The sequence below is a fragment of the Soonwooa purpurea genome, assembly GCF_053891095.1.
Genome location: NZ_JBSSMA010000003.1, coordinates 193,227 through 214,094, shown reverse-complemented (window position 1 = coordinate 214,094; position 20,868 = coordinate 193,227). Strand labels below are relative to the sequence as shown.

The 20,868-nt window shown below is 35.4% G+C and carries 16 protein-coding genes and 1 riboswitch; of the genes, 10 read left to right on the top strand and 6 right to left on the bottom strand.

Annotated features, from left to right (window positions below; all coding sequences use genetic code 11):
* The first annotated feature begins 72 nt into the window (after positions 1–72).
* From ACVFVN_RS04465 to ACVFVN_RS04450, 4 genes are all read left to right on the top strand, one after another.
* Positions 73–1,326, top strand: coding sequence for a pyridoxal phosphate-dependent aminotransferase (locus tag ACVFVN_RS04465; RefSeq protein WP_456234358.1), 1,254 nt, complete (start codon positions 73–75; stop codon positions 1,324–1,326).
* Positions 1,327–1,387: 61 nt separating this feature from the next.
* Positions 1,388–2,119, top strand: coding sequence for a 3-deoxy-manno-octulosonate cytidylyltransferase (gene kdsB / locus ACVFVN_RS04460; protein ID WP_165131966.1), 732 nt, complete (start codon positions 1,388–1,390; stop codon positions 2,117–2,119).
* Positions 2,120–2,187: 68 nt separating this feature from the next.
* Positions 2,188–2,850, top strand: a complete 663-nt coding sequence (locus ACVFVN_RS04455; RefSeq protein ID WP_165131963.1) for a LolA-like protein — start codon at positions 2,188–2,190, stop codon at positions 2,848–2,850.
* A 16-nt stretch (positions 2,851–2,866) separates the two neighbouring features.
* A complete protein-coding gene (locus ACVFVN_RS04450) occupies positions 2,867–3,217 on the top strand; it encodes an arsenate reductase family protein (RefSeq protein WP_456234386.1) in 351 nt (116 codons plus the stop codon).
* 145 nt (positions 3,218–3,362) lie between these two features.
* On the opposite strand, the gene ACVFVN_RS04445 is transcribed toward ACVFVN_RS04450, so the two are convergent.
* A complete protein-coding gene (locus ACVFVN_RS04445) occupies positions 3,363–5,846 on the bottom strand; it encodes a DNA translocase FtsK 4TM domain-containing protein (RefSeq protein WP_456234357.1) in 2,484 nt (827 codons plus the stop codon).
* Positions 5,847–6,290: 444 nt separating this feature from the next.
* Between ACVFVN_RS04445 and ccsA the strand changes: the two genes are divergently transcribed.
* From ccsA to ACVFVN_RS04425, 4 genes are all read left to right on the top strand, one after another.
* Positions 6,291–9,554: a cytochrome c biogenesis protein CcsA gene (gene ccsA / locus ACVFVN_RS04440; protein ID WP_456234356.1), complete on the top strand. Its 3,264-nt coding sequence runs from the start codon at positions 6,291–6,293 to the stop codon at positions 9,552–9,554.
* Positions 9,555–9,635: 81 nt separating this feature from the next.
* A riboswitch (cobalamin riboswitch) is annotated at positions 9,636–9,820 on the top strand.
* A gap of 96 nt (positions 9,821–9,916) precedes the next feature.
* Entirely contained in the window at positions 9,917–11,029 is a 1,113-nt protein-coding gene (locus ACVFVN_RS04435) for a T9SS type A sorting domain-containing protein (RefSeq protein WP_456234355.1), read from the top strand.
* A 92-nt stretch (positions 11,030–11,121) separates the two neighbouring features.
* Complete coding sequence (locus ACVFVN_RS04430) at positions 11,122–11,988, top strand: SPFH domain-containing protein (RefSeq protein WP_456234354.1); 867 nt, start codon at positions 11,122–11,124, stop codon at positions 11,986–11,988.
* A gap of 43 nt (positions 11,989–12,031) precedes the next feature.
* The gene (locus tag ACVFVN_RS04425; RefSeq protein WP_165131949.1) at positions 12,032–12,205 is read left to right on the top strand and encodes an Arc family DNA-binding protein; all 174 of its coding nucleotides are present in this window, start codon (positions 12,032–12,034) and stop codon (positions 12,203–12,205) included.
* A 32-nt stretch (positions 12,206–12,237) separates the two neighbouring features.
* Here the strand turns inward: ACVFVN_RS04425 and ACVFVN_RS04420 are convergent, their stop codons facing one another.
* The 5 genes from ACVFVN_RS04420 to ACVFVN_RS04400 form a co-directional block, all read right to left on the bottom strand.
* The gene (locus ACVFVN_RS04420) at positions 12,238–12,609 is read right to left on the bottom strand and encodes a VOC family protein (RefSeq protein WP_456234353.1); all 372 of its coding nucleotides are present in this window, start codon (positions 12,607–12,609) and stop codon (positions 12,238–12,240) included.
* Positions 12,610–12,633: 24 nt separating this feature from the next.
* Positions 12,634–13,332, bottom strand: a complete 699-nt coding sequence (locus ACVFVN_RS04415) for a CoA transferase subunit A (RefSeq protein WP_456234352.1) — start codon at positions 13,330–13,332, stop codon at positions 12,634–12,636.
* A gap of 55 nt (positions 13,333–13,387) precedes the next feature.
* Positions 13,388–14,770, bottom strand: a complete 1,383-nt coding sequence (locus ACVFVN_RS04410) for a hypothetical protein (protein WP_456234351.1) — start codon at positions 14,768–14,770, stop codon at positions 13,388–13,390.
* Between the two features lie 6 nt (positions 14,771–14,776).
* The gene (mgtE, locus tag ACVFVN_RS04405) at positions 14,777–16,096 is read right to left on the bottom strand and encodes a magnesium transporter (protein ID WP_456234350.1); all 1,320 of its coding nucleotides are present in this window, start codon (positions 16,094–16,096) and stop codon (positions 14,777–14,779) included.
* Positions 16,097–16,170: 74 nt separating this feature from the next.
* Positions 16,171–16,752, bottom strand: coding sequence for a pyruvate decarboxylase (locus ACVFVN_RS04400; protein ID WP_165131935.1), 582 nt, complete (start codon positions 16,750–16,752; stop codon positions 16,171–16,173).
* Between the two features lie 173 nt (positions 16,753–16,925).
* On the opposite strand from ACVFVN_RS04400, the gene polA reads away from it, so the two are divergent.
* Both polA and ACVFVN_RS04390 read left to right on the top strand, forming a co-directional pair.
* Positions 16,926–19,745, top strand: a complete 2,820-nt coding sequence (polA, locus tag ACVFVN_RS04395) for a DNA polymerase I (protein ID WP_456234349.1) — start codon at positions 16,926–16,928, stop codon at positions 19,743–19,745.
* Positions 19,746–19,764: 19 nt separating this feature from the next.
* Entirely contained in the window at positions 19,765–20,808 is a 1,044-nt protein-coding gene (locus ACVFVN_RS04390; RefSeq protein WP_456234348.1) for a M28 family metallopeptidase, read from the top strand.
* The last annotated feature ends 60 nt before the right edge of the window (positions 20,809–20,868 follow it).

Sequence of the window (20,868 nt, the reverse complement as noted above, 5' to 3'; positions counted from 1 at the left end):
AAAGAAGTTTTCTTCTTAAAAAATAGAATTAAAAATTCTGATACGAATAAATCTAAATACCTAAAAAGCAAAATGAAAGTTTCAAAATTAGCTACCAACTTAATCGGTTCCGAAATTGTAAAAATTGGTAACGAAGTTAACGATATGAAGGCAAATGGCGCCAAAATCGCTAATCTTACCATCGGCGATCTTAACTCGCAGCTGTACCCAATTCCCGAATTATTGGAAAAAGAAATTGAAAAAGCTTATAAAAACCACCAGACCAATTACCCACCAGCTAACGGAATTTTATCTTTGAGAAAAGCTGTTTCCGAGGATTTGAAAAATCGTTGGAATCTGGACTATTCGCCGGCTGATATTTTGATTACAGCGGGAGCAAGACCTTTAATTTATGCGATTTACAAAACAATCGTTGATGAAGGCGATAAAGTAATTTATCCAGTTCCGTCGTGGAATAACAACCATTATACCTACTTGACTGCTGCGCAAGGTATTGAAGTGGAAACAAAACCAGAGAATAACTTTTTACCAACTGCGGAAGAAATTAAACCTTATGTGTCGGAAGCGGTTCTTATATCTTTGTGTTCCCCTTTGAATCCTACGGGGACGATGTTTACGAAATCGCAATTATATGGTATTTGTGAATTGATTTTAGAAGAAAATAAACGTCGTTCTGCAGATCAAAAACCACTTTATTTATTATTTGATCAGATTTATTCTAATTTGACTTTTGGCGAAGAGCATTTCAACCCCGTTTCCTTATTTCCAGAACTGAGAGAATACACCATTTTCGTCGACGGAATTTCCAAAAGTCTTGCTGCAACTGGCGTTAGAGTCGGTTGGAGTTTTGGCCCTTCTGTTATTATCGATAAAATGAAAGCGCTCAATACACATATTGGCGCATGGGCACCAAAACCAGAGCAAGAAGCAACCGCCAATTATTACCAGAATACTGCGGAACTGAATCGTTTTGTTAATCATTTTAAAAGCGAATTAGAAAACAGCCTAAAAGTTCTGCACAACGCAATTCAGGATTTGAAACAAAAAGGACTAAAAGTAGATAGTATTCAGCCGATGGGCGCTATGTACCTTACTATTAAGATGGATTATATTCGGAAAAAAATGCCGAATGGCACAGCGATAGAATCTTCCTCGGACTTGGTATTTTATTTAATTCGTGAAGGCGGCGTCGCTTTTGTACCATTTTCGGCCTTTGGATGTTCTACGACAGAGCCATGGTTCCGCGCTTCGGTAGGTGGCGTTTCCGTTCAAGAAATCCAAGAAATGCTTCCGAAACTTGAAAAAGCACTTATTTCTTTAATCTAATAATATAGCAGTGTAGCAGTATCAACTCAAATTGTTACACTGTTACATTTTAAAAAAAATTATGAAAATCATAGCTGTTATTCCTGCGCGTTATAATTCGACAAGATTTCCTGGGAAACTTATGGAAAAATTGGCGGACAAAAGCATCATTACGACAACTTACGAAAATGTTGTTGCCACAGGACTTTTCGAAGACGTTTTTGTCGCAACAGACTCCGAAATTATTTTTAAAGAAATTGAAAATAACGGTGGAAAAGCTGTGATGACGGGCGAACACGAAACGGGAAGCGACAGAATTGCGGAAGCGGTACAAAATATCGATTGTGACATCGTTATCAATGTTCAGGGTGATGAACCTTTTCTCAAACTAGAACCTTTAAAACAACTGATTGAGGTGTTTAAAAACGATGCGCACAAAGAGATTTCTTTGGCTTCTTTGAAAATCGAACTTACTGAAAAATCAGAAATTGAAAACCCTAATAACGTAAAAGTTATTACTGACAACAATGGTTTTGCCTTGTATTTCAGTCGTTCTGTAATTCCGTATCATCGGGAAATAAGCTATGACGTCAACTATTATAAGCATATTGGCGTGTATGCTTTCAGAAAAGAGGCTTTAATAAAATTTTCAAAATTAGCGATGAAGCCGCTAGAGATTTCGGAAAAAATAGAATGCATCCGCTATCTAGAATATGGTATGAAAATTAAACTAATAGAAACCCAGTTTGTCGGCGTTGGGATCGATACGCCAGAAGATCTGGAGAAAGCAAAGCTGATAATTGGACATAATTAACAAGTTTTATAATTTTCAAAACTTGTAAGCATTCAAAAAAACTTATATTTGGCTTTTAATTGCAATTAATGAAGAGATTATTATTAGTATTTGGTGTGGTTTTATCGTGCATTATTCAGGCACAAACAGCAAAAGAAATTATTGACAAAAATATAGAGTTAACCGGCGGACTTACCAACTGGAAACTTCTAAACTCTGTAATGCTACAAGGTCGCGTGACTTTGGGCGTTAACGACGAATATCCTTTCAAAATCTATCAAAAACGTCCCAATCTTACCAAAACCGTGATTATGATTAATCAAAAAGAAACAACGGTTGAAGGTTACGACGGGAAAAAAGGTTATGCGATGAACTATGCGCAGAACAAAATCCAAGAATATCCTAGCTATGTTCCGGAGAGTTTTGACAACGACTTTATAGATTGGGAAAACAAAGGTTTTGAAGCTAATCTTCTTGGAAAAGAACAAATCGGAAACAATACATATTTTAAAATAGAGTTGACAAAAAATGTTAACAAAACCCTTTATTATTTCGATGCTAAAACATTTATGCTTTATAAAGAAATGAAAAAAGACGAAACCATTACCTACGACGATTATAAAAAAATAGGAAATATTTTGATGCCTTACCGCATCGAATCTTCATCTCCAAAAAAAGACAGCGACTATGTTCTTTCTATTTTTAAAATTGAAGTTAACAAAGAATTTCCAGCCAATACTTTCAAATTTTAAATAAACATTATTGATGATGAAAAAAGTATTTTATCTTAAAACTTGCGGAACCTGTAAGAAAATAATGGCAGAGTTTGACCTTAACGGATGGGAACTTCGCGAAATAAAATCGGAACCAGTAACAACAGAAGAATTGGCAGAAATGTATAAGTTGACAAATTCTTATGAAGCCTTGTTCAGCAAAAAGTCAACGCAGATAAAAGCGCGAGAAATCGATACAAAGTCATTGGGTGAAAAAGATTTCAAAGATTTGATTCTCGACCATTATAGTTTTCTAAAACGTCCTGTATTCATCACCGATAAACAAATATTTGCGGGAAGCGACAAAAAGAACTTGGAAAATTTGAGAGCTTTTTTTGAAGCTTAAAAAATAAATAAGAAGAAAATAAAAAGCGTATCAATGATTTTGATGCGTTTTTTTAGTATTTAATTTAAACTTAATTATTCAATGTAAAAGTTTGATTAAATGTATTAAAGAAACGCGGCAATCCAAAATCGGATTGCCGCGTTTTTTATTTTCTTAAATTATCTAAAAATTGTTCTAAACTGTTGAGGTCCGATATTAAAACTTCTCGAGCTTTAGCGCCATTAAAACCGCCAACAACACCCGAAGCTTCCAGCTGATCCATAATTCTTCCAGCTCTGTTGTAACCCAATTTTAACTGACGCTGTAACATGGATGTTGAACCTTGTTGCGTGGATACGATAATTCTCGCAGCGTCTTCAAAAAGTTGATCTTTTTCATTAGGATCAAAACTTCCAACATTTGAAGAAGTCTCTTCACCACTGTATTCTGGAAGAAGATAAGCATCTGCATAGCCTTTTTGTTCTCCAATAAATTCTGCGATTTTTTCAACTTCTGGCGTATCGACAAAAGCACATTGCAGACGTGTAATTTCGTTGCCATTGAAATAAAGCATATCGCCTTTACCAATCAATTGTTCTGCGCCTGGTGAGTCCAAAATCGTTCTGGAGTCGGTGTTTTGTATTACTCGGAAAGCGGCGCGAGCTGGGAAGTTGGCTTTTATCATACCTGTGATAACGTTAACCGACGGACGTTGTGTCGCAACAATTAAGTGAATACCAATAGCTCTTGCAAGCTGTGCCAAACGAGCGATAGGAACTTCAACTTCTTTGCCAGCCGTCATAATTAAATCTGCAAATTCGTCAACAACTAAAACGATATATGGCAAATAGCGATGTCCGTTTTCTGGATTTAGTTTTCGTTCTGTGAATTTTTTATTGTATTCTTTTAAGTTTTTACAGAAGGCGTTTTTCAACAATTCATAACGATTGTCCATTTCAATACAAAGTGAATTAAGCGTGTTAATTACCTTATTATTATCTGTGATAATCGCATCTTCCGCGTCTGGAAGTTTGGCCAAATAATGTCTTTCTATTTTAGAATAAAGCGAAAGTTCTACTTTCTTCGGGTCAACCATAACGAATTTCAATTCACTAGGATGTTTTTTGTAAAGTAGGGACGTTAAGATGGCATTGATACCAACAGATTTACCTTGGCCTGTGGCACCAGCCATCAATAAGTGAGGCATTTTGGAAAGGTCAGCCATAAAGATTTCGTTGGAAATCGTCTTACCAAAAACCACCGGAAGGTCCATATCCGAATTTTGGAACTTAGCCGAACCTATTACAGAACGCATCGACACCATTGTAGGATTTTTTCTTGGAACTTCTATACCAATCGTACCTTTCCCTGGCATTGGCGCAATAATACGGATTCCCAAAGCGGAAAGATTAAGCGCAATATCGTCTTGTAATTTTTTAATTTGAGCCACGCGAATCCCTGCTTCTGGGACGATTTCGTACAGTGTTACTGTTGGACCAATCGTGGCTTTGATTTCTGCAATACCAACATTAAAGTTTTTAAGAAGACCGACAATTTTATTTTTGTTTTCTTCTAATTCGTCCTTATTAATGGTAATTTCTTCGTTTCCATATTCATTAAGAAGGTTAACACTAGGCATTTGGAATTTTGATAATTCTAAACGATGATCGTACAGCCCGAACTCTTTCACCAAATCTTTTGATTTTTCATCAGCAGGATCTAGGATTTCTTCTTTTTTAACCTCGATATTAAAAGCGATATCATTGTTTTCTATCGCATTAGATTTTGAATTTGTAGAATTTTCAGCCGAAGAATGTGCAGGAATATCGTTGTCTATTTTTAAAGATAGCGTTTCTGGAACTTCAATTTTAGAAGTAAGATTTTCTTCAACATTGTCAAAGCTTGTCTTATTAGGCGTAATAATAGTTGGTATGTCCTCAGTAACTTTTATTTTGGGTAACTCAGTTGGCGTTTCCTTTTCTTCTTCGATGATTTGAGTCGTTTTTTCTTCTTCCAATTCTTCATCGGCATCAAAATTCTCTTCAGACTTTGGCATCATTTCTTTAATCTTACCAATGGTGTTTTCATTGATTTTATTAAATTTATTTTTGATACTACTCGGTCTCAAATTAAATTCTAAAACGAAATAGAGCAAAATGCTTACGAGGATAATCACCCAAAGGCCTACAGAACCTACATAAGCGCGTAGGTAATCCATAATTTGATAACCATAAACACCGCTCCACACGCCATCGCCTTTGGTAATAGCTCCTAAAAAAATGGGTAACCAACAAATGAAAAACAAGCTATGAGAAATGGTTTTCCATGGTTTGAAATAATTTTTCTTAAGGATGACAAAGCCTAAAACCATAATCAAAAATGAAATAATAAATGCGGCTATACCAATACTTTCAAAAATAAAAATATTACCAAGCCAATCGCCGACTTTGCCGAGTACATTTGAGGATTCAATAAGTCGATCTCCCATCGTGCCAGCCTGCGACTGGTCTGCTTTCCAGTTCATCAGATAGGAGACAAAGGCAATTGCCATGGTTCCGGCGATGCACAAAAACAAGATGCCAGTTACAATTCGGGATTTGGAGAGGATTTTTGGTTGAGAATCGGTGTTTGTATGTTTGCTTTTTTCCATTGATAGATGTGGTCAATAACCTGCAAATTTAGTCTTTTTTTAATGAATTTTGAAGCTAAATATAGCGCTTTATTAGTGAAAATTTCCAATTATTTGAAAGTAAATGCGATAATTTTTTGTCTAAACCACATTAAAAATATTATTTAGATTTAATAAAAATAGTTATGGTTAAAGTTGTATTTTAGCTTGTTTTTTAAGATTTAATAACATAAAAAAAAGATAATTTCGCCTTCTGTGATTGATAAAGATGATTTTGTTGAAGTTTAATCTATTTTGTGAATTAAATGTCATTATTTAATAGCGAATATCAATTATGAGAATTGTCATAAATGTCTTATTTTATATATTTATTCTAAATAACATCACTATTTTTGCACTTAACCGAATCTAGGCTTTTTTTTTGAGTTTCTGGATTTGGAAAATTATCTTTTATAAAGGATTATTATGAAAAAAATTCAGGATATTCTGATTTCTACGCGTACCATGGCGGTTTTGTTGTTAGCGTATGCAGTAGCCATGGCGGTTGCCACGTTTGTTGAAAACGATTACGGAACTCCAACAGCAAAGGCTTTGATCTATGAAGCCAAATGGTTTGAAGCCATTATGTTTTTGCTGATTCTTAATTTTATAGGAAACATCGCCCGTTATCGACTTTTGCGTCGCGAAAAATGGCCTGTTCTGGTATTTCACCTTGCGTTCATTTTAATTTTTATTGGAGGTGCAATTACACGTTATATTAGTTTTGAAGGCATTATGCACATCCGTGAAGGCGAAACCAGTAACGAAATTATCACCGATAAAACTTTCTTAAAAGTTAAGATTGAAGAAAAAGGAGAAGAATTGCATTATCCAGATATTCCTTATCTGATGTCGCCGTTACATTATGATTTGAAAGCTAAATTTAATTTTCACGAAAAAGAAGTTTCCGTAAAAGCTGTTCATTTTATACAAAGAAAAAAAGACAGCCTCACAGCTTCCCCGAAAGGTAAAGAATATTTGCATCTCGTTTCTACAAATGATCAAGGTGGACGTCAAAACATCTATTTAGCAGAAGGTGACGTACAAAATATCAACGGAACTTTGGTGAGTTTTAACAGAACCGCGATAGATGGTGCTGTTGAATTCCAAAGAAATAATGACTCACTTTACATCAAAACGCCGGTAGATGCGCAATATATGACGATGGCGACGCAGGCGACTGGTTCCACACATAAAGATAAATTCCAGCCATTGGCATTGAGAAGTCTTTATACCATTAATGATTTGCGTTTGGTTGTTCCAGAAGGCGTTATGAAAGGAAATCTTACAGCCTACGAAGGGGACAAACAGAAAGATAAAGATGTTCCAGATCAACTGACGGTGGAAGTACAAGGACCAAAATCTAAAATGTTAGTCGATCTTTCGGTAGAAAAAGGAAATCCCAACGCTTATAAACAAATTACCTTGGATGGTATGAATGTGATGATTGGTTTCGGGCCAAAAGTTTATAACACACCGTTTGCATTAAAATTAGACAAATTTGTTATGGAGACTTATCCAGGAAGTTCTTCGCCGTCTGCTTACGAGTCGCATGTGAAAATTGTTGACGAAGGCAAAGAAACGCCTTACAAAATATATATGAACCACGTTCTTAATCATAAAGGTTACCGATTTTTCCAGGCAAGTTTTGATCCTGACAGAAGAGGAACTGTATTGTCGGTTAACCATGACTATTGGGGAACTTTGTTTAGCTACATCGGATATGCATTTTTATTCTTAGGAATGTTTGTATCCATGTTTTGGAAAGGTTCCAGATTCTGGAATCTTAACAAAATGTTACGCGATGTCAGCAAGAAAAAAGCAAAAATGGCAAGTCTTGTTGTCTTGTTTTTAAGTTTAGGATTAAATGCACAAAACATCGAAACACATTCTGTTAATGATGGTAGTAAAGAACATGCGGTTGCTCCAAAATCTAATTCTGAAACAAGCCCAACACCACAGCCAAAAGCTGGCGCAGGAATGTTGTCTGCCGATGATTATGTAAAAAATATTAAGATTGATCCCGATCACGCCGAGAAGTTTGGACACATGTTGGTACAGTCTTATGAAGGTCGTATCCAGCCAGTTAATACCCAGGCATTGGATATTTTGCATAAATTGACAAGCAAAGGAAGTTTCCAACATCTTAATGCCGATCAATGGTTTTTAGCGGCGATTATCGATCCAATGTTCTGGGCGCAAGTCAACATTATTAAAATCGAAACGCGTGGAAAGGTTGGGAAAGATTTAGCGAAAATTACCAAAGCAACGCCAGAAGGTTTCACGAGTTTGGTGAAATTATTCCCAGCGGATGCGAGCGGAAATTTACGTTTCGTACTAGAAGACGAATACAATGCAGCATTCCGCAAAAAACCAGTTGATAAGAGCAAATTTGATGAAGCTGTTATCAAGCTTAATGATAAAGTCCAGGTGCTTAATGCTTTGATGTCTTATCAGTATTTCCGTACGATTCCTGTTCAGAACGATGCTAATCATACATGGAATTCTGTAATGACGCCAGATTTTGAGGCAGATAAAAATGCGCAAGAAGTTTTAGGTCCATATTTGTCATCGGTTCTTATGGCAACCCAAAATAACGATTGGAAAAAAGCAGATCAAGAGCTTGCAAAAGTTGAAGCTTATCAACATAAATGGGGAAAACAAGTTATTCCGCCAGATGCAAAAATTGAGTTGGAAGTTTTCATGAACAAAATTGATATCAACTTTAAGTTGTTGATTTTCTATACTATTCTTGGAGGATTGCTGTTAATTTTAGCATTTATAGAATTGTTTAAACCAAGTAAAATTATGCATAAAGTTGTTAAAACTTTAATTTATCTTGGTGCCGTTGGTTATGTTTTACATTTCCTAGGTCTTATTGCAAGATGGTATATTTCTGGTCATGCACCATGGAGTAATGGCTACGAAGCAATTATTTTTATTTCTTGGGTTGGTATTACTGCAGGTTTTGCCTTGTACAGAAACTCAAATGCTTTGATTCCTGCAGCGGGATTCTTAGTGGCGGTTATTATGATGGGTTTTGCCCACGGTGGGGCAGCTCTGGATCCACAAATTACACCTTTGGTTCCGGTGCTTAAATCTTACTGGTTAATTGTTCACGTGGCAATTATTACATCCAGTTATGGATTCTTCTCGTTATCTATGTTGATTGCTGTTATATCACAATTTTTCTATATCATAGCAACGCCTAATATTTTCAAAAAACACAATGATACGACTATAAAAGAATTGGCTATTGTCAGCGAAATGTCTTTAACAATAGGACTGTTGGCTTTAACAGTTGGTAACTTCTTAGGTGGTGTTTGGGCTAACGAAAGTTGGGGGCGATATTGGAGCTGGGACCCGAAAGAAACTTGGGCGTTTATCTCCATTATGGTTTATGCTTTTGTTTTACACATGAGATTGGTTCCTGGATTACGAGGACGACATCTTTTCCATGTGATGACCATGTTTGCGTTTTGTTCTATGGTGATGACTTATTTCGGCGTTAATTATTATTTGACAGGACTTCACTCGTATGCGAAAGGAGATGCGATTCCTATACCACTTTGGGTATATCTTGGATTGGCATTTATGTTGACTCTAACATTAATTTCTTATATTAAATACAAGAAGCTCCACCAAAGTCTTCATATTAAAAAAGATGAAAGAACAGATGTAGAACCTTAATTCTGTATAATTTAAAATATATTAAAGGCACATTTTCGGATGTGTCTTTTTTTTGTTTTACCAGAAAAAGCTTTATTTATCGTATATTTGCAGCAATTAGGTTAAAGTTTTACTTTATGAAAAGGGAATCAGGTTAAAGACCTGAGCTGTACCCGCAACTGTATACTAAAAAACTTGATGTCATTTTTTGAGTCCACTGAACAAAAATTTGGGAAGGAAGACATCATGATGTAAGCCAGGAGACCTGCCTAATGTTGATACTTTCGGGGATAAAGGTGAAGAACATTTTTGTTTTTTCATAAAGACTCTTTATGAGTATATCCCTGTGGTTTCGGGAGTTAAACTAATTTAATTTTATACTTATGAAGAGATTTTTTACAATTCTCAGCGGTTTTGTTATGGTCGCAAATCTTGCCAATGCGCAAATCATTAACTTTCCAGATGCTAACTTTAAAGCGGCAATTATCAAAGCTTACCCTGCGGTAGATAGCAACAAGGACAGTCAAATTTCTCAAGATGAAGCAAAAAGTCTAACATCTATCAGAAACCTCGCCAATTATCCTAATATTTATGATGCAACAGGTATCGAGTATTTTACCAACTTAACAGAGCTTAATCTTGGAGATTTGATTAATCTTAACAAGATTGACTTATCACAAAATACTAAACTCACAACGCTTAATCTCCGAAAAAATAAACTTGTTGGTACGCTAGATATCTCATCACTAAGCAATCTTACCAACTTGGAGCTTAACAATAACCAATTGTCGGAAGTTATCTTTCCAACAAATTCTAAACTTAAAATTGTATACATTAATGATAATCAATTGACTAGTATAGATTTGTCAGAATTGAAAGATTTGCAACGTCTATTTTTGGTTAACAATCAGCTAAGCAATCTCAATTTTTCGCAAAACATTAATCTAGAACGTATATACATCAATGGGAATCAATTGACCAGTCTTAACTTGTCAGGACTTACGAAGCTAAATTGGTTTTCAGCAGAATCTAATATTTTGTCAAACATAAGATTTAGTAATAACCCATTGTTAAAAACCATTCTTGTAAAAAACAATCAGTTGATATCCTTTGATTTTATGGACGGTTTTGTCAATAATATTACACTAATTAATATTGAGGCTAATACAGGATTTAACCTGATAAAAAAAGATTGTAATGATAGTATTGTAGTTGTATCGGGTACATTTGTTCAGGATAATTGTGCCACCATGTCAACACATGATTTTGAGAATAAGGCGATCAATATTTATCCGAGTCTTGTTAATAACATAATTAATGTGCGCAATGCTGATTTTATTGTTGATTATCAAATATTTGATACATCAGGTAAGATTTTAAAAAGTGATAGTCTGAGAGATTCTGCGATAAATGTAGATTTTCTACCGAAAGGAAATTATATTTTGATTATTAAAACAAAGAATAAAGTAACATCACATAGTTTTATAAAGCTGTAATGTTTTAAAACGCTCTTGTAGCGTTTTTTTTGTTTTATAATTAAAATTTTTATATCTTTATGATATCAAATTAATATCAAAATTTTAATACTATGGAAAAAGTTTTAAAACCCATGTCTGGTTACATTGCTTTATTAATAAGCCTTGTTTTATTTTTTGGAGGAATAGGATTGTTTATCTATTCTATCGATTATAATCCTTTTTTGACTGTTATTGCTGTTCTGGCGGTCTTATTGTCATTTTTCTTTATGAAAGGTTTAATGATTATTCAGCCCAATCATTCGCGCGTTCTTAATTTCTTTGGAAAATATGTTGGATCAGTAAAAGATAATGGCTTATTCTTTATCAATCCTTTATATTCATCGCAAAGGATGAGTCTTAGATCAGAAAACCTGCAAGGTCAAACGCTTAAAGTAAACGATAAAATGGGAAATCCTATCGAAATAGGTGCCGTTATCGTTTGGAAAGTCGGCGATACATACAAAGCTGCTTTCGATGTAGAACGCTATTTAGAATACGTTAAAACGCAAAGTGAAGCTGCAGTGAGACACTTGGCGGTAAGTTTTCCTTACGACAATTTAGAAGACGAAAATGCGCCAATTACATTGCGTGGCGGTGGTGAAGATGTTAACCATATTTTGGAAAGAGAATTAACAGAACGTTTGGCTCCAGCGGGAATTGTCGTTCAGGAAGCAAGAATTTCGCACTTAGCTTACGCATCAGAAATTGCTGGAGCAATGTTGCAAAGACAACAAGCTACCGCAATTGTCGCAGCAAGAACCAAAATCGTGGAAGGGGCTGTTGGCATGGTAGATTTGGCTTTGAAAAAGTTGTCCGCGGAAAATATCGTAGAATTGGATGACGAACGCAAAGCCGCGATGGTGTCCAACCTTATGGTGGTTTTGTGTGGCGAAAAAGCAGCACAACCTATTTTGAATGCCGGAACATTGTATAATTAATCAAGCTTAGAATGAAAGCTTTGATGCTTTTAAAGTTATTAAAATGAGCAAAAAAAGTTTTGTATTAAGAATGGATGAAGATACTTATAAACTCATCGAAAAATGGGCTGCTGACGAGTTCCGAAGTGTGAATGGTCAAATCGAATTTTTGATTCATCAAAGTTTAATGAATGCTGGACGAAAGAAAAAAGATCCTGATAAAAAAACAAAAGCTTAGTGGAAACTAAGCTTTTTGTATTTTAAAAATTATTACGAACGATGTTGATCGATAAGAATCATATTGCCGTCTGGATCGATAATACTAAGACTTCCTGGACCAGATTCTGTATGGATTTGTTTGTTGACGTTCAGGCCTTTTTGCTCAAGACTTTCAGCAATTGTCCGCACATCGTCCCAGTTTTCCATATTTTGCGCATTTTGATCCCAACCCGGATTAAAGGTCAAAAGATTTCCATTAAACATAGCTTCGAAAAGTCCGATAAGACAATCCCCATTTTTCATGATGAGATAGCGTTGTTCCAAAGAACCTGCAAAGACTTCAAAACCTAAGTTTTCGTAGAAAGACTTGGAGGTTTCAAGATGTTTAACACTTAAACTAATTGAAAATGCACCTAAATTCATAATATTATTCAATTAAACGAAATATTAAGCTTTACGAACGGTTCTTTGCTCGATTCTTTTTTCGTAATTTTTTCCTTGGAAAATACGATGAACATAGATTCCCGGCGTATGTATTTCGTCAGGATTCAAGGCGCCCGCTTCAACCAATTCTTCCACTTCGACAATCGTTGTTTTGCCAGCCATTGCCATGAGTGGATTAAAATTACGCGAGGTAGAACGGAAAATCAAGTTCCCGGCTGTGTCGCCTTTCCAAGCTTTTACGATTGCGAAATCTGCATCGAAAGCATATTCTAACAAATAATCTTTTCCGTTAAAATTACGTACTTCTTTGCCTTCCGCGACTTCGGTGCCAACACCAGCTGGCGTGTATATGGCTGGCATCCCATATCCAGCGGCCATACAACGCGTAGCCAAGGTCCCTTGTGGGATAAGGTCAACTTCCAATTCGCCACTTAGTAATTGACGCTCAAATTCAGAGTTTTCGCCAACATAGGACGAAATCATCTTTTTGATTTGTTTTTGGTGAAGCAATAGTCCAAGCCCGAAATCGTCAACACCAGCATTGTTGGAAATACACGTCAAATTCTTGACATTCTTTTTAACCAATTCGGCGATGCAATTTTCCGGAATGCCACAAAGACCGAAACCTCCTAGCATAATTGTTACGCCGTCACCAATATCATGACAGGCTTGTTCTACGTTTTTTACAGTTTTATTAATCATAATGTGATGCTGTTTCTAAGTTTTAAAAATACTAAAAATTACAGAATTCTAAAGCTTAATATTGATAAACAAATAAAAAATAGTGGTTGTCCAATGGAAAAACGTAAAGTAATTTTTTCGATTTTAGATGAAGACTCTCATAGGTGAAAGTAGAATCATGGCGAGGCAGAAAACGATCTGGCTCACTAGAAACAACACTTACGATGTTTATATTGCGACTTTCGACGTATTTTCGGTAACCTAGACTGTCTTTATTTTTCCGTGCTAGAAGCATTGTAGCATCGTTGAGGCCAAGTCCGTCGTAGACCATGGCATCCGAGAAATAAGCGACATGTCCCGCATCCATAATAAGAACTTTATCAGTCGGTTTGATGCGTTTGGTCATTTCACCATAACTGGTTACAAAACCTTGATTATCAATAATGACGTTGTTTTTATTTTCGTAAAAGTTAAAGCTTAAATCCAACATTCTTAGTATTGAAAACATGCAAATAGATGCGAAAATCCATTTGTTAAATTTAGTTTTAAAATTGATAAAGAAAAAATAAACCATCAACGGAAAGAAATAACGAACATAAATTCCTCCTGAATAGCTATTGATACTGAATGTATAGTAAAATATAAAAAATAATAATGGTGTTAAAAAAAGATATCGTTTCTCTTTGAAAAGGCTAATAATAATAGGCGCAAAAAGCAATAAATAACCAATAAATACTTTAACACCAACTAATCCATAAGCTGTACTTTGGGATTTCAAGATAAATGGAAGCGGAATGTAATAATCAAAAAAACTTAAATAAAAAAAAGCTATCAAAGCAAAGGAACTTGCTGCAAGTATGAGTTTTCGAACGAATGTTTTGGTTTGTTTAAAATCTGAATCCAATACCCAAAACACCAAATAAACACCAAATTCTGGACGTACCAAAAGCATGAGCAAACTCCAATAATTGTTTGGATTTTTCCAGTTTTTAAGGAACATTAGAAGAACCACAGTAGATACCAGAGATTCTAAACCATGCGTGGCATTAAGCCCCATCCAAAAACAGAAAAATATTAAGAATACAGTTTTGAAAATAATTTCAATAATGCTGTTTTTAGTTTTAAAAAAATGATTGATGAATTGATAAATCAGAACATATCCCAATATGAGATTAAGAATATAAAAAATATCTTCGGAAGCAATTCCAAATACGTTGAAAACAGATAAAACCAGCATCCACAAAACACTTGTTTGTCCATTTCCTTGATAAAAAGGATCTAGATTATACCAAGGTTTAAAATGTTCTGCAAAATTTTTGGCGTATTGAAATGTTATAAAAGCATCATCGATAACCAAATCCCGATTAAGAATAACAATAACACTGAAAAAAACACTTAATAATAAACCAAGTATCAATTTTCCTTTTGCAGAAAATGTATATTTTGCTGTTATCAACATTATCGATTATAAAAGTCTGCCCGTTAAAAATAATCCCGCTACGGTAAAATAAATGATTAATCCCGTTACATCAACTAGTGTTGCGACAAAAGGAGCGGAAGATGTTGCAGGGTCAAGATTTAATTTCTTTAAAATAAAAGGAATCATAGAGCCTGATAAAGTTCCCCAAAGTACGATGGCTATTAAGCTAACAGAAACACTTAGCCCAACATACATCCAATATTCACCATAGTCGAAAAGTCCTAGCTCTTGCCACATCATAATTCTGAGAAAACCAATGGCTCCTAAAATTAAACCAAGACAAAGTCCTGAGATAATTTCCTTTTTCATAACATACCACCAATCGCGAAGATTAAGCTCTTGCAAAGCCATCGCGCGGATAATTAAAGTTGCAGCTTGCGATCCCGAATTTCCGCCACTCGAAATAATTAAAGGAACAAATAAGGCCAGCACAACAGCTTTTTCAATCTCTTTATCAAAATAACCCATCGCACTTGCCGTCAACATTTCCGAAACGAAAAGAATAATAAGCCAACTGGCTCTTTTCTTAATCATTTCTGTCCAAGGTGTTTGTGTATAAGGCAAATCCAAAGCTTCCAAACCACCAAATTTCTGAATGTCTTCGGTGTTTTGTTGCTCAATCTGGTCAAGGATATCGTCAATAGTTACAATACCAACCAGAACGCCAGCTTCGGTGACAATTGGCATGGCACTGCGGTCATATTTTTCAAAATAAGGGACGGCATCTTCTTTGGAAGTCGTCGTTGTAATGGCTACGAAATGATTATCGCACAATTCCGAAACCAAATTTTCTTCATCAGCTAATAAAAGAGTGCCGATGGTAATGTCGTCTATCAATCTATTTTTTTCATCAACCACGAATAGATAATTCATGGTTTCCACTTTGGCACCGACTTTTTTTATCTGTTGAAAACAACGTTTCACCGTCCATTCTTTACGAATTTGGATGTAATAAGGCGTCATCAATCTTGCAATAGAATCGGAATGGTAACCAAGAAGTTTCAAGGCTACACGGCGTTCTTGCGGATTAAGTAGATTGATAGAATATTTGATGAGCTCATCTGGAAAGTCCTCAAACAATTGCGTACGGTCATCGGGCGTCATTTCATTAAGAATGTATGCCACCTCGTTGCTACCAATACTGCGGATTGTTTCTTCCTGAAAGTCAGGATCAAGATGTGCAAAAACCTCGGCTTTATCCGTTTTCGGAACTTTCAAAAATGCTAAAAGCCTATCTTTAGCAGGTAGTCCACTTAGAGATTCGGCAATATCAGCAGGGTTTTTTATAAGTTCCTTGTTTTCCAAAGCTTTTTTGTTTAAGGTGCAAAAGTATTAAAAACTCTATGAATAAAGAAATGAAGCGGAATCTTCAAGACCTCTTAAGTCGATTTAATAAAGAATATTTTATTGTTTTGAAGTTCTTTATTCATATTTTGAAGCGCGCCTTTGGTTCCTATTTTCACTGAGTTTTCTGCAGAACCCAACATTCTTCCGCCAGCTTTATACGTATCGTAGCTGGTTTCTAGTAGAAAGTTGCCTTCTGCATCAAAAAGTTTTAAACTGACTTCCACTTGATTAGAAAAAACATATTTGCCAAGGCCAACTTTGAAGTATTTAACACGCGGCACAATGGCAACATCGGCATCATTATTTTTACAAAATTCGCGGAGCATGCTTACATTCACGCTATCATATTCCACGGGAATGTCAATTCTTAAATAATCGCGTGTCCCCAAAGACATCATTTTGTCGCTCGCAGCATTAAAAAAAACATCGTATGTTGGTTGTTTGATCTCCTCAATATCGGGAATGACTTCTGGTATAAAATAAAGAATTCTTTTAATATTATTTTTTTGTGCCATTTGTGCAACAGCAGTTTGGCTTTTTCCAGCAGTGGAACAGCTTATTAAAATAAATGAAACGGCAACAACGCCAATACCAAAAAGTAGCTTTTTATTCATCGTGATTACAATGCAAAAATACAACCAAATATTTTCATAAATAGATTTTTTTTAAGAAAGTTTAACAATAATTATTTTTAAAAAAATTAACATGTTTACGAAATGTGCAGTGCTTTATATTTTGATTTATTCAGAGGTTTATTTTTGAAGCAATTTTCCTTACTTTTGTTGCTATGACAACAGATAAAAGACTTTTTCTAATTGATGCATACGCGATGATTTTTCGTGGTTATTACGCATTTATTAGAAATCCTAGACTTTCAACAAAAGGATTGGATACATCGGCGATTTTTGGTTTTACAAATTCTTTGATAGAGCTTATCAAAAGAGAACGTCCTACACATTTGGCAGTCGTTTTTGATGTCGGAAGAACCAATGTCCGCCACGAGGATTATAGCGATTATAAAGCGAATAGAGCCGAAACGCCGGAAGCTATAATTATCGCAAAACCTTATATTCATGACATCTTAAAAGCGATGCATATTCCTATTTTAGGAGTAGAAGGCTACGAAGCGGACGATGTTATTGGTACTTTGTCTTGTAAAGCTTCAGAGAAAGATTATCAGGTTTTTATGGTAACACCCGATAAAGATTTTGCCCAATTGGTAACCGATAAAGTTAAAATATATAAACCCGGATTAAAAGGTGGCGATATCGAAATTCTAGGTGTTGAAGAAGTTAAAGCCAAATATGATGTTGATGATCCCAAACAAATTATCGATTATCTAGGAATGATGGGCGATGCTGTGGATAATATTCCAGGATTGGAAGGTGTTGGTGAAAAGACCGCTAAAAAATTTATTAAAGAATACGGCTCAATGGAAAATCTATTGGCCAATACACATGAACTGAAAGGTAAACTAAAAGAAAAAGTGGAAGCAAGCGCCGAACGCGGTTTGTTGTCAAAAAAACTTGCAACCATTCTTTGCGATGCCCCAGTGGAGTTTCATGAAAAAGATTATGATCTTGAAACGCCAGATTTTGAAAAAGTAAAAGAAATCTTTGATGAACTAGAATTTCGTCGACTTTATGAAAATTTATACCGAGCTTTTGCAACAGACACAAACGCCACAAGCATTGCCAATGACAATGTTTCTAAATCTGATAAAGCCGCAAAACCACAAGCAACGCAGCTGGATCTTTTTGCTAATTTTGAAGAACTAAACGAGGCGACGACGACAAAATCAAATATTAAAGAAAACGATCATCTCTATCAATACATCGACCAACCAAAGGCCATGCAGATTTTGCTTAGAAATTTGTTGATGCAACCTGCCGTTTGTTTCGATACAGAAACTACGTCACTTAATGAGCTAGAAGCACAACTTATCGGGATGAGTTTCTCCTATAAATCGGGATTAGCTTATTATATTCCGATTCCCGAAGACCAAGAAAAAGCACAAGAAATTGTTGAAATTTTCCGTCCGTTTTTTGAAAGCGAAGATGTTCTTAAAATTGCTCACAACCTCAAATACGATTATAAAGTTCTCAGAAATTACAATACTGACGTCAAAGGTCCAATGTTTGACACCATGATTGCACATTATTTACTGAATCCAGATGGACGTCATGGCATGGATTATCTTTCGGAAATGTATCTCAATTATACACCTATTTCTATCGAAAGTTTAATCGGGAAAAAAGGTAAAAACCAATTGACGTTGCGAAAAATAAATTTGGCAGAACAAACCGCTTATGCTGCAGAAGATGCCGATATAACGTTTCAATTGTATCAACTTTTTGCACCTCAGTTGAAGAAAGAAAATCTTGAAGATGTCTTTCTGAATATTGAAATGCCTTTGATGAAAGTCTTAGCTAATATGGAATTGGCAGGCGTAAAACTTGATTCCGATTGGCTAAAAAAGGAAAGCCTAGATTTAGAAAATGATCTTAGAAATTTAGAAACTCAAATTTTTGAATTGTCCGGCGAAGAGTTTAATATGAACTCGCCAAAACAATTAGGCGAAGTTTTATTTGAAAAATTAAAGCTCGATCCTAAAGCCAAGAAAACAAAAACAGGACAATATGCAACCTCCGAAGATGTCCTGCAGAAATTGGCTTCAAAACACGAAATTATCGCATTAATATTAGATTATCGTCAACTGCAAAAACTAAAATCCACTTATGTTGATGCATTGCCCAATCAGATAGATCCGATAGACAACCGCGTGCATACGACTTATGCGCAAACTGTGGCTGCCACAGGCCGTTTGGCGAGTGTTAATCCTAATTTACAAAACATTCCTATCCGTACATTACGCGGACAACAGATTCGGGGTGCTTTTGTAGCGGATGAAGGTAAGAAGATAATTTCTGCCGATTATTCGCAGATAGAATTGCGCCTTATTGCTGAAATTTCGAATGAAGAAAATATGATTGAAGCCTTCCAAAATGGTGAAGATATCCATGCTGCAACGGCTGCAAAATTATTTAAAATCCCAATTGAAGAAGTTTCAAAAACGCAACGTTCGCAAGCCAAAAGTGTCAACTTTGGGATTATTTATGGACAAGGTGCTTTTGGATTAGCGGACCAAACCGGCATGTCAAGAACCGAAGCGAAAGCTATGATTGATGCTTATTTCCAAACCTATCCACGTCTTAAAGAATATATGTCGGAGCAAGTTGAAAATGCTAGAAAAAATGGTTACGTTGTAACAATGTTGGGAAGAAAACGACATCTTAATGACATCAACTCTACCAATTTTGTAGTGAAAGGTCATGCGGAACGTAACGCGGTGAATGCTCCCATACAAGGTAGTGCGGCGGATATCATCAAATTGGCAATGATAAAAATTGATCAAGTTTTAAAAGAGAAAAATTTAAAAACCAAAATGCTGCTGCAAGTGCATGACGAATTAATTTTTGAAGCACCTCTGGAAGAAGTTGATGAGGTTTCTAAACTTATAAAAGACGCTATGGAATCGGCTTATTCTACCAAAGTGCCTTTAACGGTGGAAGTTGGCGTTGGTGATAACTGGTTAGAGGCTCATTAATAAAGAAATAGATTTATATATGAAGAATTTAAAATTTGTAGGACTTATAGCTGCGCTAGCTTTTGCACAAAATTGTGCTACAAGTTCTACTCTTAATGGGAAAAATGACTATTCGGTGACGTCTGAAGCTTTTAAAAATGCTTATAATAGTATCAATGTGGAAGATCTTAAAAGAGATCTATACATCATTGCATCGGATGATATGCAAGGTCGTGACACAGGTTCTCTAGGACAAAAAAAAGCCGGAGAATATATGATTCAGCAATATAAAAATTACGGAATTTCGTTTCCTAAAGCTTTAGGTTCTTATTATCAAAAAGTACCTTCCGAGTTTATGAAAACGCGTAATGGTCAACTTCCAGAATCTGAAAATATTTTGGCTTATATCGAAGGAAGTGAAAAACCAGAGGAGCTGATTGTGATTTCTGGACATTACGATCATATTGGGATGAAAAATGGCGTTGTCTATAACGGTGCCGATGATGACGGAAGCGGAACAGTTGCCGTAATGGAAATTGCAGAAGCTTTTCAAAAAGCTAAGAAAGCAGGATTTGGTCCAAAGCGTTCAATTCTTTTTCTTCATGTAACAGGTGAGGAGCATGGACTTTGGGGATCAGATTATTATGCGAAAAATCCAGTATTCCCATTAGCCAATACGGTTGCTAATCTTAATATCGATATGATTGGTCGTGATGACCCCGAAAATCGTGGTAAACAATATGTTTATGTTATCGGTTCTGCAATGTTAAGTTCCGAGCTTAAAACGATTAATGAACAAGCAAATAAAGACAGTCATAATTTGATTCTGAATTATAAATATGATGATCCTAACGATCCTGACAGATTGTATTACAGATCAGACCATTATAATTTTGCAAAACATAATATTCCGATTATATTTTATTTTGATGGCATTCACGAAGATTATCACAAACCAACAGATACACCAGACAAGATTGATTATCCTTTGCTACAAAAGCGGACACAATTGGTTTTCACAACAGCTTGGGAATTGGCGAATCGTCCAGAACGTATCAAAGTTGACGGGAAGAATACAAGATAAATTAGTTAACAGCTTCAGTTTTTTGAAGCTGTTTTTTTGTGAATTTATTTAATTTAAAAA